Below are 16000 nucleotides of genomic sequence, written 5' to 3' on the forward strand. Positions count from 1 at the left end.
TCACGCCACTTCAAACAGGGCGGCGGCGCCCTGCCCTCCGGCAATGCACATGGTGGCAACGACATAGCGCGCACCGCGCCGTTTGCCTTCGATCAACGCATGGGCTGCCACGCGCGACCCGCTGACGCCGTAAGGGTGGCCGAGCGCGATGGCTCCACCGTTGACATTCAGGCGATCATCCGGAATGCCGAGCCGGTCGCGGCAATAGAGCACCTGCACGGCAAAGGCTTCGTTCAGCTCCCAGAGGTCGATATCGCCGACGCTGAGACCGGCCTTTTCCAACAGCCGGGGAACTGCGAAGACGGGACCGATTCCCATTTCATCCGGTTCGCAACCGGCGACCGAGAAACCCCTGAAAATGCCAAGCGGGCTGAGGCCGCGACGGCTTGCCTCGCTCTCGCTCATGACCACACAGGCAGATGCGCCATCCGAGAATTGCGAGGCATTGCCCGCGGTGATGCTGCCGCCTTCCTGAACCGGCCGAAGCCCGGCCAGAGCCTGTGCCGTGGTATCGGCGCGAATGCCTTCATCACGGTCCAGCGTGACCTGCCGCGTCGTGACCTCCCCCGTCATCCGGTCGGTATGGGACATGGTAACGCTGATGGGCACGATCTCGTCATCGAACCTGCCGTTTGCAGCGGCGAACGCCGCTCGCTGCTGGCTGGCTGCACCATAGGCATCCTGATCCTCCCGCGAGATGCCATAGCGGCGGGCGACCGTCTCGGCCGTGTCGATCATCGACTGGTAGAGCGCGGGCTTTGTGCGCGCCAGTTCCGGGTCCTGCAGAAAGCGGGTGTTCATCACATTGGCAACGCAGGAAATACTCTCGACACCGCCCGCGACAAAGATATCGGCCTCCCCCGCGATGATGCGTTGCGCGGCAAGCGCAATAGCCTGCAGCCCGGAGGAGCAGAAGCGGTTGACCGTCAGACCCGGAACACTGACGCCAAGTCCGCCCGTGAAGGCCGCCTGTCGGGCGATGTTCATGCCGTTCGCGCCCTCAGGGAAGCCACAACCGAGGATGAGATCGGCCACTTCCGGCCCGTCCAGGCCGGCGCGCTTCACCGCCTCGCGCACCACATGACCGGCCATGGTGGCCCCATGGGTCATGTTCAGTGCCCCTTTCCAGGATTTTGCCAGCCCGGTACGGGCAGTGGAAACGATTACGGCGTCGGTCATGGGTTTCTTCCATAGTCAGAAAGGCGTTGCCCGTGGGCTGCGAGCCGCCGAAGCAAGGGGTGCGGTGTCCAGAAGGCCCCATCGCCATGCGGGCTGCGGGCAAACGTGCCCATCTTGCGCAGAACCCCGCGCAACCCGATGCGATCGGCATCGTAAAGCGGGCCGCCGCGCGCAGGCGGAAAGCCGAAGCCGGCCAGGTAGACGGTATCGATGTCAGAACCTCGAAGCGCGATGCCTTCATCCAGGATCGCCGCGGCGGCATTGACGAGCGCCAGGGTGCAGCGACCTGTGATTTCATCGGCACTGATCTTGCGGGCTTTTACGCCGCTGTCCGAACGCCACGCCGCCAGAGCGTCGCTCAGCGCCCGGTGTTCTGCCGGGCGGCCGCCTGAATGGTCATACCAGCCGAGGCCGGATTTATTGCCGTACCAGCCCTGATCGCGAAGAATATCAGGAATCTCGGGCAGCCGAAGCTCGGGATTGGCAGCGCGCCGCCGCTCCCGGATCGCATCATTCACGTCGTTGCCCACAAGATCCATCATGGCGAAGGGCCCCATGGCCATGCCCCAGCGTTCCAGAGCCCGGTCAACCTGTGCGGGTGTTGCCCCCTCCTCGACCAGATAAAGCGCCTCGCGCATGTAAAATTCGATCATCCGGTTGCCGATGAAGCCGTCGCAGACACCGGAAACGACCGAGACCTTGCGCAGGCGCTTACCGAAGGAAAGGGCGCTGGCCAGCACATCGGGCGCGGTCTGCTTTCCTCGCACCACTTCCAAAAGGCGCATGACATCGGCAGGGTTGAAGAAATGCAGTCCCAGCACATCACCCGGCCTGCCGGTAAAGGAAGCGATCTGGTCGAGATCGAGGGTCGAGGTGTTGCTGGCCAGAATGGCGCCAGGCTTCATCACGCTATCCAGCGCCTTGAAAACCGCCTGCTTCACCTCCATGCGCTCCACCACGGCCTCGATGACCAGATCGCAATCGCGAATTTCGTCGTAGCCGGAAACGGCGGTTATGCGGGCCGCCGTTTCGCGCGCAGTCTCCCCGCTTATCTTTCCTTTCGCGACCGCTTTTTCGAAGCGCAGGGCAAAGGCAGCGCGGGCACGCTCCAGCGCCGCGTCATTGAGATCCAGCAGCCTGACGGAAAGACCCGCACCGGCACAGGCAAGTGCGATGCCCTGCCCCATGGTTCCGGCACCGATCACCGCCACCGTTTCGATCAAACGCGGCGTTGCGGCATCCAGACCCGGCACCTGCGCCGCCGCTCGCTCCGCCAGAAATGCGTAGCGGAGTGCTGCCCCTTCCGGGGCTATGCGTGCCTCCAGAAACTTTTGCTGTTCGACCTCCCGCCCTTTGGCAAACGGCAGCGTTGCAGCAGCCTCCAGGCAATCGACAGCGGGTAAGTGTCCAGGTGCGCGCTGGCGGTAGCCGCTCAGATTGGTGCGGATGGATTGCAGGAAGGCGACCGCAGACACATGCTCAACGCGGTTCTGTGACAGATGCGGCAGACCCTCGCCAAGGCCACGGGCAAAGGACAGCGCCTCCCCCAAGGGATCGGCACCCAGCATGGCATCAAACAATGGCGTCTCCGCGAAACGCTCTGCCTTCACCGGACGACCGGACAGAATGAGATTGGCGGCGGCCTCCAGTCCGATGGCGCGCGGCAAAAGCTGTGTGCCACCCGCCCCCGGCAAAAGACCGAGGGTCACTTCCGGCAGACCGATGCGCGCATCGCGGTTCGCCAGCCGATAATGGCAGGAAAGAGCGAGCTCCAGACCGCCTCCGAGGGCAGCCCCCGTCAGTACCGCAATGACCGGCTTTTTGAGCGACGGTAGCAGATCATAGACAAGCTGCGCCGGGTTGGGATCGGCATCCGCCGCGCCGGTATCCATTTCGTTGAGATCGGCACCGGCACACCAGACGGCCGATTGGGATGCCAGAAGGATTGCGCTTACCCCTTGATCGGCTTCCGCTGCCGTCAGCGCATCCCAGAGCGCCACGCGAAAAGAACGGGTCAGAACATTCGTTGCGCCCTGCTGCATGGTGATGATGCGGATCGTACCGTCATCATCGATATGAAGAGGGTTCCGCTGGCTCTCGGCCCCGGTCGTGTCAGTCATTGGGTTTCCTCCCCCGTTTGACGACAAGACCTATCCCCCCATGCGTGTCGGGGCTCCCCCACAAAGTAGGGGGGGGCCAAGCGACAGGCAGAGACATAACCTTCAGCCAACGCGCACAAACGCGGCGGGAGGAAACATGGATATTTACGTGGCTGGTGTCGGTATGACCCAGTTTGGCCGTTTGCTGGACAAGGAGGTCTGGCAGATGGGTGAGGAAGCCCTCAACAAGGCGCTTGCCGATGCCGGTGCCGAACATTCGGATATCGAAATGGCCTTCTATTCGGGCCAGACACAAGGGTTCCTGCAGGGTCAGTATGCGGCTCCCGGCCAGATGGTCTTTGCCCGCACCGGCATCCGCGGCATTCCCGTCTATAATGTCGAAAATGCCTGCGCGGGTGGCACCAGCGGCTTCCAGATGGCCAAGATGGCGATCGAGGCCGGTCAGTGCGATATCGCGCTTGCCCTTGGCGCCGAGAAAATGAACATCGAGGACAAGGGCAAGGCTCTCGCCCTGTTCGATGGTGGCTGGGATGTGTCGCGCGTCGAGGAAAACTATCAAATGCTCGTGGCGCTCGGAGAAGGCATCGACGTTCCTGAAGGCAGCGAATCCGACCGTCCCTATTCGAAGTTCATGCAGATCTACGCCGCCATGTGCCGTTTCTGGATGAAGGAGTTTGGCACGACCCAGCGCCAGATCGCTGCCGTCAGCGCCAAGAACCACATGCATTCGGTCGAAAATCCGCTGTCACAATTTCGCAAGGCCTTCACGGTGGATGAAGTGCTGGCGGATCACCCCATCACCTATCCGCTGACACGGCCCATGTGCGCGCCGCTGTCGGATGGCGGGGCCGCCGTCATTGTCTGCAACGAAAAAGGGTTGAAGCGACTGAAGGGATCGCGGGCGCGCGCCATTCGCGTCGCTGCAAGCGCAATCGCCACCGCCACCGAACGCCAGGCCACCGATTTCGACAAGGCCGTCTGCCGTCGCGCAGCGAACAGGGCCTATGAAATCGCCGGTCTTGGACCAGAAGACGTCCATGTTGCGGAGGTCCACGATGCCTCGGCCATGGGCGAGGTCATGGCGGTGGAATACACCCGGCTGATGCCGATGGGCGAAGCCGGACCCGCCGCCGAACGCGGCGATCTCTCCATCGGCGGCAAATTGCCGGTCAACCCCTCAGGCGGCCTGGAATCGAAAGGCCATCCGCTGGGCGCGACGGGTCTCGGACAGATCCACGAGCTTGTGACGCAATTACGCGGCGAAGCCGGTCGCCGCCAGGTCGAGGGCGCCAAGGTCGCGCTTCAGGAAAACGGCGGGGCGTCGGTGGGCTACGAGGAGGCCGTCGTCACCGTCAATCTGTTCAGCCGGTAACAGCCATCGCAGGGAGGAAACGCGATGAAGGACACCGTTGATCATAAACTGGCATTTCCGCATACGGAATATTCCGGCTTTGATGCAGGTCTTTCCGAACAGGAGGCGGCAGCACTGGAGGGTGTCAACCGCTTCGCCCGCGAGGTGATGCGCCCGATCGGCATCGAGCTGGACCGGATGGACCCTGATGTGGCCTATGAGAAGGGCTCGCCCTTCTGGGATTTCCATGACGCCATACGGGCGCTGGGCTTGGGGCCCGAGGCCATGGAGGGGCTGTCTGCCCGTGAAGCGGCGCGGATGGAGGCGCTTGTCGTGGCAGAACTCGGCTGGGGCGATGCCGGCCTTGCGGTCTCGGCAGGTGCTGGCGAAATGCCCATCCGGGCTGCCATGGCGGCGGGCAATCAGGAACTGGTAGACCTTTGCCAGGGCAAGCTCGGCTGCTGGATTGCGAGCCAGCCGGACCGGGGCTCTGACGGCATGACGCTTTACCCGCAGGAGCGGAAGCCAGGTTCGAAGGGCAATATCGGCAATCTTCAGGCCCGCTTCGTTGGCGACGAAATCATCGTGAACGGCCAGAGTTCGGCCTGGGTCTCGAATGGCTATGTGGCCGAAGTCGGCCTTCTGGATATCGTTGCCGATTACGGCAACGGCTTCTATGACGAGGAAGGCAGCGTCCACGGCTGCCTGGTGGTTGTGCCGCTGGATCTGCCGGGGATCTCGCGCGGCAGGCCCTTGCGCAAGCTTGGCAAGCGGCCCCTGCCGCAGGGGGAAATCTTCTTTGACAATGTGCGCATTCCACGCCGCTTCGCCACGGCGGAACGGGATGATTTCAAGACCAAGCATGCGCTTTCCTGGGCCCATGCGGGCACCAACATGGCGCATCTGGCCACAGGCCTCGCCCGCGCGGCATTCGAACATGCCCTGACCTATTGCAATGAACGCCGACAGGGCGGCGGCCTCATCGCCGATCTGCAACTCACCCAGTACAGGCTGGGCGTCATCGGCGCGAAGGTGGAGGCCATCAAGGCCATGGCCCGCCATGTCGCCGAATACACCAAATGTTCGCCGGTGCCGCACCCCTATTTCACCGCGAGCGGCAAGGCCTTCTGCACACGGGAAATGTTCGAGGTGGTCAATGAGAGCATGCAGCTTTTTGGCGGCAATGGGCTGACGCAGGAATATCCGTTGGAAAAGCTGCTCCGGGATGCGCGCGCCATGCAGATCGAGGATGGCGAAACCAATGTGCTGTTCATGCACTTCGGCTTCCTCATGGCGCAGATGAACCGGCACACCGGCTGGGGAAAGAACTGAATTTCAACGACTTCGGAGGAAGACATGAGCATAGACTATCCAGTCGTCGTCTATGGGGCGAACGGCTATACGGGCAGGCTTGTCTGCGAACACCTGGGTGAGCTGGGCATTCCCTTCATCGCCGCGGGCCGTTCGAAAAAGAAGCTGGAAGAGATGATGCAGATCGTGCCGGGCATCGAACGCTCGAAGCACATGATCGTTGAGGTCGAAAACACTGTCGAGGCCTTGTCGGAGCTGGTGCGTGGCCGCAAGGTCGTGTGTAACACAGTCGGTCCGATGAACCGTTTCGCCCGCGAGCTTCTGCAGGCCTGCTATAACGAACGGGTCAGCTACCTCGATACGACCGGCGAGCAGCACTGGATTCGCGAGCTGATGGACCATTGGCACGAGAAGTTCCGTTCCATCGAGCGACTGGTCATTCCCTCCTGCTCCTACATGTACGGCGTCTGCGAACTGGGTGCGCGGGTCTGCCTTGAAACGCCGGGGATCGACTCCATCGATGCCACCTCGATTGCCGATGGTGTGCCGACGGTTGCCTCTGCCCGCACCATCCTCGATGCGATCCGGCATCCTTCAGTCTACCTCAAGAACAATGAGCTGGTTCCCTACAAGGGCATCGAGAACTCGCGTATCACCTCACCGGAAGGAACGGTACTGACGGCATCCACCTGGGGCGGCACTGCCCTGCCGATCTGGTTCAGCCGCGACGGACGCATCCGCAACGCCAAGATGATGTGCGCCATGTGGAACCAGGAACTCTACAAGAAGGAACTGGAACTGGAGCGCCTCAACAAGACGACCTTCCAGTGGATTCCAGACGAAATCCTCTATCCGATGATGGACAAGATGGCCGAGGGCATTACCGCGGGAACGCCTCCGCGCGAAAGCCGCTATGTTCATCGTGCCATTGATGTCTGCGTCGGACGCGGCCCGGTCGGCATGGTCAAGACCACGATGGTCTCGAACGGGGGGTATTACACCACGGGCCTGATCCAGGCCTATGTCGCCTCCCGCCTCGTCTACGAAACTCCGCCAAAGGTGGTGGGCTTCGCCTCGCCCTCGGAGGCCTTCGGTCATCGAAACATTCTCGGCGTCATGGAGTCCTATGGTTACGCCAAACTGGGCGTTCAGAAGATCATCGGTAACCACGTGGAAGGAGCGGCGGCATAATGACCTTCAAAACACTTTCCCTTCGTGAACAGGGCGCAGTTCTGCATGTCACGATCAACAATCCGCCGCTCAATCTGATGACGGGCCAGCTCGCCATGGAGCTTTTCCAGCTTCATGGACTGCTGATGATGCGCCGGAGTGAAATCGTCTGCGTGGTCATCGACAGCGCAGACCCGGACTTTTTCCTCGGCCATTTCGAGGTCAATGAGCTGGAAGCCGCTCTGGACGATCCGTCGAAGCAGAGCCAGTATCCGGACGTGAACCTCATTCAGGGTCTCGCTATATCCTGGCGCGATCTGCCGCAGGTGGTCATTGCCAAAGTGCGCGGCCGTTGCCGCGGCGGCGGTCTGGAATGGCTGCTCGGCCTGCATATGCGGTTTGCTTCGGAAAACGCGCTCTTTGGCTTTCCGGAAGCGGATGGCGGTTTCATTCCGGCGGGCGGCGGCACCACGAACACTATCCAGATCGCCGGCACGGCGCGCGCCATGGAGATCCTGCTTTCGGGTCGCGACTTCACGGCCGCAGAGTTTGAACGCTATGGCCTGATCAACCGCGCCCTGCCGGATAGCGAACTCGATGCCTATGTCGAGGCACTGGCGGCAAATCTTGCACGCCGCACGCCGCAGGTTCTAGCCATGCATCGCGCGGTACAGGTCAAGGCCGTTTCACCGCAGGAAGAACCGTTGTTTGCCGCCATGGCACAGGAAAACATCGCGTTCCGCTCTGCCATCGCAGACGGATCGCTGAAGGCGTCCATCGCGCGCATGAAGACGCAGGGACAGACCCGGGAAAGCGAACTGGATCTGCCCGCAAGTCTCGCCAGGGCATAGCGCCTGACGAGCGACATGCACCCGGGCCACGGTCCCTCGGGTGTCATGTCCTGCTGGCTGGCGCGTTCCCCACGTCCCGCGCCAGCCAGTCAGCCCGTGGTTATGCAGCAGCAAAGAAACTTGAGACGTATCGAACCATGCCTTGTCCGGACCAGGAGGAAAGCATGCCTATCAGACGTGTTGTCACGGGTATCAACGAGAGCGGAAAATCGATTGTCGTCAGCGATGGAAGCTCTTCAGCCGAAAGGGCTTTGCAGCATTCGCCCGGCTTCGTCATAGCGCCGCTGTGGAGACTGGAGGAAACACCGCCGCAAAATGACCGCTCGACGGATCCACTTTCGCAGGCCGGCAGTCTGCTGGCCCCTCCAGGTGGTGCCGTTTTCATCGTGGTGACCTTTCCGCCAGATTCAATCACGGCAGCGCCAGATTTCGATCCGGTGGCCGCGGGCGGCGAATTTGCAGAGGCCGTGCCCGGCCTTGCTGAAACTTTCGAGCCGGATCACCCAGGCATGCACACGACCCCGACACTGGATTTCGCGACGGTCGTCTGCGGAAACGTTGTGCTTGAACTCGATGACGGCGTCACCGTCGCCCTCACCCAGGGTGACACAGTCGTACAGCGTTCGACCCGTCACGCCTGGCGTAATCCCGGATCCGAACCCGCGACCGTCTCCTTCGTCATGTTGGGCACGCGCACCTGACATGTAGCAACTCTGAAAGCGAGGACGGGGTCGCAGTGGTCCTTTGCTTGCTTCACCCGGGCTCAGGTGGCAGCCAGCACAGGCAAAATCGCATCCAGCACATGCGTCAGATCGCCGGGCGTGCGCAGTCCGGCAAGAACGACATGGTCCGGCCGAACAAGAATAGCCTCACAGGCATGCTTCTGCATCCACAGACGGAAGACCGCATGGCGCTCGCAAAGCGTGCCCTTTTCTCCCTCCTCCGCAATGACGTGGGGCGTGATCGCGAGTGTCTCAAGCCTGTGGCGGTCAGTCGGGGCCGGTTCAAAACCTTGCCGGACCAGCAGGTGAAATCCGTAGCCCAGAATATCATCCAGACACCGGACAGAACCGTCGGTCGCAATTATCTCGGGCTGCGGCGATGGTCTGCCTGCAGCATTCACCGAGCCGATCCCGTGCAGGCACAAGGGGCCGGGGCCAATCGGCGGAAAGAGGTCCTGGCGGATCGTGGTGCCGCCGCCAGAAGCCATGTCGGCCCGCATCCGGCGATTGCGTTCCTCGGCAAGAGCCGGATCGCGTTCGCCTATGATCGCGCCCAGCCCTTTGGTGATGGAGATGACCTCTTTGACCAGGGGGCGGCGCTCTGCTTCATAGGTTGCAAGCAGACTTTCCGGCGCTCCATCCAACACTGATGCCAGCTTCCAACCAAGATTGGCGGCGTCCTTGATACCCTGCACCATCCCCTGCGCCAGGAAGGGTGGCGTCATATGGCATGCGTCACCCGCAAGAAAAACGCGGCCCCGGCCCCATTGCTTGGCAACAAGCGCGTGGAACCGGTAGGCGGCAGCGCGCCAAAGCCGCGCTTCGCCACGTTTGAGCCAGGGAGAAAGCAGGCCCCAGACCGTATCTTCACCACTCATGGCAGCCGGGTCTTCGCCCGGCAGCAACATGAATTCCCAGCGACGCAGGTTGCGTGGGCCGACAACGAATGTGTGTGGCCTCGCCGGATCGCAATACTGCACGTTCACCTCCGGCAGCGATACATCCTGCTCCACAAGCATATCAACGACGACCCACGGCTCATCGAACACCAGATCCTCGAAGCCAATGCCGAGATGGCGCCGTACAAAGCTGTTGCCGCCATCGCAACCGACCACAAAACGGGCAAGCTCATTGCGAACCTCGCCCGACCGTTTGTCGAGCAGGGTCAGGACTGGCATCGTCTCGATCTCGCGAAGATCGGTCAGCTCGGTCGCCAGCCGCATATCCACGGTGCTGCACCGCGTCAGGTGCTCCCGCAGAACCCTTTCCAGATCCGGCTGCAGGAATGTCAGGTAGGGAGGCCATGCAAGAGGATAGGGCGGCTCCTGCGAGAGAAAGCGCCGGATGACCTCGCCATCGGCTGTCCGATATTCCGTCGGCCTGTAGGCGCTCGTCACACCCGACACGGCAGCGCCGAGTCCAAGCTCCTGGAACACACGCATCACCTCCTGGTCCAGCCCGATGGCACGCGGCAGGTTGAACAGGTCGGCCGCCGCATCAAGGGCCAGAACATGCAGTCCCCGCCCAGCCAGAAGTGCGGCCAGTGTCGTGCCCACGGGACCCAGACCAACAATAGCGACATCGAACGGCTGGTCGGACCTGGAACCTCTACCCTGCATCGTCGTCTCCTCCCGAAGAACATTCGGTCATCAGCCTTAAAACTCGGGAATTAATTTCGCAAGATATTCTTATTATCGAAATTTTGGATCTGGATAATCACGAACTTACCCTTGCTCTGGCGGCATGCAGGCCGGATGCAATCCTTCTTACATCTCTACTATTTCGTAAAAATACAAATTATCGAAAATATCTGGACTCACCCGTACAGAGACGATAGTGTCCGCGATGGGAGGACATCGACCATGAAACATTCGACTTTATTGGCAGGCTGCCTCATCAGCCTTTCTGCATTTCCTGTACTGGCTGAAAGCCCGAAACCCGCAATCGAGGGGCCACCAGGCGCAGGCGCGCCTCCAGCGAGCGTGATCACGCAGATTAACCTCGGCAATGCCGGTCTCCTGGCGCCGTTTTACTCGGATCTCGAATATGGCACGGTCCTGCAGCGGGTGGGCCAATCGCGTTCGCGCGTCAATACGATCAACAATGGCCCCCGCGGAACGCCAACCACCGGCTACGAGAACTCGTCATTCACGGTTGCCTTGCCCTGGATTTTCCGTGCTCCAATTGACGAAACGTCAAACTTCACTGTCAAGCTTGTTGGGGTAACCGCCAACGAAGGCACCAACCGTATCTCTGAAGATGCACAGTTCGGTTTCGCTGCGGTGGGTTACGAGTGGTTCTACAGTCCCACAGGCATGTTTGCCGTTGAGCTTGGTTATCGCGGCACAGAAATTGATCGCACCACGGGTGCATTCGATCTTCGTCGCAACAACCTCGATTTCAAGCTCTCCTTCGCCCAGCAGATAACCGATGAATGGGGTGCCGTGGGCCGTGTGGTCTATTCGCCGGGCAAGACGAAGACAGATATCGGGACGCCGTTCGGCATCGCTCATGCGAAAATGTCGGACTACTATGTCTACAACCACTTCGATCTCATCGGCAACTATTCTCTCAGCTTCCTGCCCGACGACTGGAAGTTTCATCCGCAGCTTGGCCTGACCTATCTGACCAGTTGGTCCGATGAAACGACGAACAGCCTCGGTGGAAGGATACTCGCAGCCGAGGACCGTTATGGCTCCGTGCAGGCCATTGCCAATTTCGAAAAGCAGGTCAGGCCGGGCTCGTTCTCGCCGGTCCTTGCGCTCGGCGTCGAACACGTCTTCAAGGACGATCTGGCTGCATACAGCAATGAGAAGACCTATGGCATTGTCCAGGTTGGTCTGGGCTACCTCGATGCGAGCGGCTTTGCGACCTATGTCGGCATTCATCATCGCGAGGGATTTGCCGGACAGCGCAGCTCCACGGAGCTGACCATCGCGGGCAATATTCGCTTCTGACACCCTGGCATCCGGCATGCCTTGCGGAGCGGCTCAAGCCGCTCCGCCCTTCATTTTCAGGACGTCACACCATGCCCACACTGCTTCACATCCATTCCAGCCCAAACCTCGGTCCGTCTGTAACGCGCAGCCTGTCGTCGCGCTTTGTCGAACGGTTTTCAGCCTCCCACCCGGATACCACGGTGGACGTGCTGGATCTCGCCGCAGACCCTCTGCCGCATTTCGGACCCGCCAACATGGCCGCCGCCATGACCCCACCTGAAAATTTTTCCGAGGCAACCAGGGTTGCAGTCGGGCGGTCAGCGCAGCTGATTGATCAGATCATGCGTGCAAATGTCATCGTCCTGGGGGTGCCGATGATCAACTTTACCGCACCTACTCAACTGAAAGCCTGGATCGATCACATCAGCATCCCGCAAAAAACCTTCCGCTACACCGGTCCGGGGAAGGTGGAAGGTCTCGTTGTTGGCAAGAGAGTATTTCTCATTGCCGCGAGCGGGATGGACTACTCAACAGCGCAGGGTAAAGCCTTCGATTTTCTGGAACCAATGCTGCGCTGGCAACTGGGCTTCCTTGGCATGACGGATCTCACCGTCATCAGGGCACAGGGCATGCGCATGTTCCCGGAAAAAGCTACGGATATCATGGCTGCCGCAGAGGCAGAGGTGGATCGGCTGGCTCTTGGATAGGGCTTCGCCCGGCACACCCCGATCCGATACGAGCAACAAGACTTCCCGACCAGCATGATCGGGGAGTTTTTGATGGTGCCGGATCAACGTGGAATTGCCACGTCCTGAGGAATTACCTGGCAACAGATCATCTGCCGCCCTTGCCGTCCTGAACGCGTGGAGGGTCGCAAAGTCCTGTATGCCGCTCAGAAACAACGGTCCCTGCACTGTTGAGGATTGGCTTCCGCCGCGTGGCGTGGCAGAAGGTGCGCGGACGCGACCGCCGTTAGCTTTAGAACGGGGTCGGGCGACCGATTGACGTCACGTTGCTGCCGCGAGATCACGCTGGCCGTCCACTTGGTTCACATGAAGGTATCAGGATGTCCATTACCATACAGAAGACCATTCCTGCGTCGCGTATGCTTCAGTTCAACCAGATGGTCGATCGGTGGCTGGAGGAAGGGCCCATCAAGCTGGCCACGAATGCGACGATCACGGCAATGGACAATGCGGGCATCCCTAAGGCCGAACAGGTCGCGATCATCGAAGACCGCAATATCATCATGAAGCACAATATGCGCCTTGGTCTGATTAGCGAGGTCTTTGCCAAGGCGATTGAAACAGCGGTCAATTCCTTCCGATCAGGAAGCGAAGCACAGGATGAGATCGCTCGCCTGATCGTTACGGCGGTTGGCATTCGACAGGAAGATCACAGCGAATTGGTCACCTTTACTTTTCTCACCACAGCCGAAGCGAGTAGCTTCGATGCTGCATGTTGACGCGAAGACTGATAACCTGAACAGCCTGTAAGGCCGATATCATCGTTCAGCGCCGGGCGTGCGCTCCAAGGAACCTTCGGGACGGAAGATCCGCCAAGACCATCAGCGCAGCCGGCAATATGCCGGACAACAGGCCATATAAACAACCGCCCCGAAACCTCAGTATCCCGGAGCGGCCGCTTGGGCCTAAAGCATGGCGCGTTCAATCATCCTCGACTGAACGATAACGTACATGCGGCAAGAAAAGATCGAAAGCGCGGCTCTATCGAATCCAATAAAGTGCGCCGCGCTTTAGGCCATCTCCGCAGTCCTGTATGTCTCGCGTGCCACCCGCGAATAGGGTGCGGGGCTCACAATGGCGCGGATCTGGAATGGATCGGTCGCAGGCACGACATGGTTGCCATATCCTCCTCCCGCCTCGCCCCAGGTCAGGGTCAGTTCATCACCGATCTCGACGCTCTCTTCCACCAGAGCCATGGACAGGATGGTCCGTTCATTGGCGCTGTAGGCGGTGTAGGCCGAAGTGCCAACATCCCGACCGTTCCTGGTCAGATGGTCATAGTGGATACCGATGGTGTCGCAATTCGCGGGCAGATGCAGGAATTTGACGTTGCGCCCACCAGGCGTCAGCATCTCGCCAAAGAGGGCCTTGGCATCATCGCGGTTCCAGGCAAGCGTGACCTTTTTCGAAGAGGGCGCATTTGCCAGCTTCGATAACGCATCGCGTCCGATACAATCATTTTCAAGGTTGAGGAACTTGCCCAGATCGAGGTCGTAGGGCGTTCGATAATAGTCTTCGATCCGTTGGTAGGATTTCGACCCAACCAGCATCATCAGCGCATTGTGATCGGTCTCGGGAGTCCAGCTCCGGTAGGCATCAAGCGTCGGGTCGTCATGATAGATCGCCGGAAGAACCGCCTGATACCAGCCACTTTCAATGGCGGGCACGAGATAGGCCATACCACCGACGACGCAAAGACCGAATTCTTCGCCCGCCCGGATGATTGCTTCGCGGATTGCGACGCGATGCTCCCAGTCGCCCCAGAGTTCGAGCCCCATGGCTCCGGCCATCCCGTGACGAAGCGCACGGCAATGATGACCCGCGATGGTGATTTCGGTCATGCCAAAGAATTTCACATCCCCGATCGGTCCACCATTGAGCTTTTCAATCAGTTTCCCCGCCAGCGGCCCTTGAAGCTGGTAACGGCAATTGGGCCGGGTGTTGCCAAAACCGTTGGCATAGACCGGCGAGCGATCATCGGAAACCACCTCGACATCCAGATCCGACCTTTCGGCATGGAACTTGATCCAGGTCGACACCATCGGCGCACCATAGACCGAGAACAGGTTTTGCTCGAGATGGAACACGATCCCGTCGCCGATCATCATTCCGTCGTCGTTCACGCAGATGATTTGCGAGGCACGGTTCGGCACGGACTTGAACAGGCTGTTGCAGGACAGACGACCCAGCAGTTTCTGCGCATCCGGACCCGAGACGAATACCCCAGCCATATGGTGAGACTGGTCAAACAGCGCGACCGTCTCGCGCCACGACCGGGATTCGCGCTCCCAACGGGAAAATTCCTGCGGGATATTGGGGATGATCAGGCCGGGATCATAAGCCGGCGGCAGATCGGCACGGTCATACTTGTCGGCGCGCAGCAGGTTCTCGGCGCCGCCTGCGGCGCGCACAAGGTCGTTCAGGTTTCGCATAGCTCTCTCCCATACGGCGGATCTGGGCTCGAACCTCCCGAGGCCACCGCCACCATCGATTTGCCTTGCGAGCGTAGGACTTGACCGATCACCGATAAAACGAATTATATTTTTGACTGACATTGATGAAATCGATGAACGATGGAGAGGCTTGAAAAATATGCGGTTTGAGCGGCTCGACCTGAACCTTCTGGTGGCCTTTGACGCTATCGTGACCGAGGGAAGCGTCACCTCGGCGGCAGAAAAACTGCATCTCAGCCAGTCAGCAATGAGCAGTGCATTGGGACGGCTGCGCGACTTCTTTGGCGATGAGCTCTTCGTGCGTGTCGGTCGCGATCAGCGCGCAACACCCTTGGCCGAAGCGCTTGCCGGTCCCGTACGCGAGGTGTTGCGTGACGTGCAGTCCAACATCATCCGACGCCAACCCTTCGATCCCAAGACCTCGACGCTGCAATTTTCACTCGCCGTGTCCGACTTCATGACGCAGGTTGTTGTCAGTGATCTGGCGCGGCATCTGTGCGAGGTGGCACCCCTCACACGCCTTAACCTCACACCATTGCGGGGCGAAGCAGTCCGGCGCCGCTTTGTCGCGGGCGAGATAGACTTCCTGCTATGCCCGCAATCGGTCATGGTGCCGGAACTGCCTTATGAGCGGTTGTTTTCCGAAGGCTTCAAGGTGGTCGGTTGCGCGCAGCATTGGCAGGACACATCCGTGCTGACCCGCAAGCAGTTTGAAGAAGCCGGGCACGTCGCGGTACGCCTTGGTGAGCAGCAGACACCCGGCATCGACGAGCTCATCTGCCTGAATGCCGGCATTGATCGGCGCATTCAGGTGATCGTTGGCGCATTCGACCACGTCGCGGCCTTCGTCGCAGGAACGCATCGGCTCGCCATGCTGCAAAGTGGAATGGCCGAACGCGTTGCAAGTCAATGGGATCTCAAGATTTTCAACACCCCCTTCGACAGTCAAAGCTTTACCGAAGTTCTCCAGTGGCAACCCGTCAACGCGAATTCCAGCGCCCATGTCTGGTTTCGCGACGTCGCGATCCGGCGTATCCGCGAGCAGTTTGCACGCAGCGAGCCGGAGGGTTCATCGATTTTATGAATGTCAAACGACAATATAATCAGCTTTTTCGCTGACGCTCTTTTGCTATCCTGAACAGGCTTCACGCTGCTCAT

13 protein-coding genes are annotated in these 16000 nt (G+C 60.2%); 9 read left to right on the plus strand and 4 right to left on the minus strand.

Annotated elements, in window-relative coordinates; translation table 11 throughout:
* Entirely contained in the window at positions 1–1179 is a 1179-nt protein-coding gene (locus E8M78_RS05790) for an acetyl-CoA C-acyltransferase (protein ID WP_137134166.1), read from the minus strand.
* Complete coding sequence (locus tag E8M78_RS05795) at positions 1176–3299, minus strand: 3-hydroxyacyl-CoA dehydrogenase NAD-binding domain-containing protein (protein WP_137134167.1); 2124 nt, start codon at positions 3297–3299, stop codon at positions 1176–1178. Before E8M78_RS05795 ends, E8M78_RS05790 begins: the two co-directional genes overlap by 4 nt.
* 136 nt (positions 3300–3435) lie before the next feature.
* Between E8M78_RS05795 and E8M78_RS05800 the strand changes: the two genes are divergently transcribed.
* The 5 genes from E8M78_RS05800 to E8M78_RS05820 all read left to right on the plus strand — a co-directional run bounded on the left by E8M78_RS05800 (position 3436) and on the right by E8M78_RS05820 (position 8683).
* Positions 3436–4671: a thiolase family protein gene (locus tag E8M78_RS05800; protein WP_137134168.1), complete on the plus strand. Its 1236-nt coding sequence runs from the start codon at positions 3436–3438 to the stop codon at positions 4669–4671.
* A gap of 24 nt (positions 4672–4695) precedes the next feature.
* Positions 4696–5982: an acyl-CoA dehydrogenase family protein gene (locus E8M78_RS05805; protein ID WP_137134169.1), complete on the plus strand. Its 1287-nt coding sequence runs from the start codon at positions 4696–4698 to the stop codon at positions 5980–5982.
* Between the two features lie 24 nt (positions 5983–6006).
* Entirely contained in the window at positions 6007–7152 is a 1146-nt protein-coding gene (locus tag E8M78_RS05810; RefSeq protein WP_137134170.1) for a DUF5938 domain-containing protein, read from the plus strand.
* Complete coding sequence (locus E8M78_RS05815; RefSeq protein WP_137134171.1) at positions 7152–7982, plus strand: enoyl-CoA hydratase/isomerase family protein; 831 nt, start codon at positions 7152–7154, stop codon at positions 7980–7982. The genes E8M78_RS05810 and E8M78_RS05815 overlap by 1 nt, the downstream gene beginning before the upstream one ends.
* A gap of 164 nt (positions 7983–8146) precedes the next feature.
* A complete protein-coding gene (locus tag E8M78_RS05820) occupies positions 8147–8683 on the plus strand; it encodes a cupin domain-containing protein (protein WP_137134172.1) in 537 nt (178 codons plus the stop codon).
* Between the two features lie 62 nt (positions 8684–8745).
* On the opposite strand, the gene E8M78_RS05825 is transcribed toward E8M78_RS05820, so the two are convergent.
* Positions 8746–10323, minus strand: a complete 1578-nt coding sequence (locus E8M78_RS05825) for a bifunctional 3-(3-hydroxy-phenyl)propionate/3-hydroxycinnamic acid hydroxylase (protein ID WP_137134173.1) — start codon at positions 10321–10323, stop codon at positions 8746–8748.
* A gap of 243 nt (positions 10324–10566) precedes the next feature.
* On the opposite strand from E8M78_RS05825, the gene E8M78_RS05830 reads away from it, so the two are divergent.
* The 3 genes from E8M78_RS05830 to E8M78_RS05840 all read left to right on the plus strand — a co-directional run bounded on the left by E8M78_RS05830 (position 10567) and on the right by E8M78_RS05840 (position 13108).
* Positions 10567–11661 (plus strand): autotransporter domain-containing protein, encoded by a 1095-nt coding sequence (locus tag E8M78_RS05830; RefSeq protein ID WP_137134174.1) that lies wholly within the window; start codon positions 10567–10569, stop codon positions 11659–11661.
* A 71-nt stretch (positions 11662–11732) separates the two neighbouring features.
* Positions 11733–12350: an NAD(P)H-dependent oxidoreductase gene (locus E8M78_RS05835; RefSeq protein WP_137134175.1), complete on the plus strand. Its 618-nt coding sequence runs from the start codon at positions 11733–11735 to the stop codon at positions 12348–12350.
* Positions 12351–12709: 359 nt separating this feature from the next.
* Positions 12710–13108 (plus strand): hypothetical protein, encoded by a 399-nt coding sequence (locus E8M78_RS05840; RefSeq protein WP_137134176.1) that lies wholly within the window; start codon positions 12710–12712, stop codon positions 13106–13108.
* A gap of 291 nt (positions 13109–13399) precedes the next feature.
* Here E8M78_RS05840 and E8M78_RS05845 read toward each other — a convergent pair whose 3' ends face one another.
* Positions 13400–14821, minus strand: coding sequence for an aminomethyl transferase family protein (locus tag E8M78_RS05845; RefSeq protein ID WP_170973330.1), 1422 nt, complete (start codon positions 14819–14821; stop codon positions 13400–13402).
* A 160-nt stretch (positions 14822–14981) separates the two neighbouring features.
* Here E8M78_RS05845 and E8M78_RS05850 point away from each other — a divergent pair, with 160 nt between their 5' ends.
* Entirely contained in the window at positions 14982–15926 is a 945-nt protein-coding gene (locus tag E8M78_RS05850) for a LysR family transcriptional regulator (RefSeq protein WP_170973331.1), read from the plus strand.
* Positions 15927–16000 lie beyond the last annotated feature (74 nt).

Origin of the sequence: Rhizobium sp. FKY42 (assembly GCF_005222835.1) — a bacterium.
In the GTDB taxonomy this organism is placed as follows: Bacteria; Pseudomonadota; Alphaproteobacteria; order Rhizobiales; family Rhizobiaceae; genus Neorhizobium.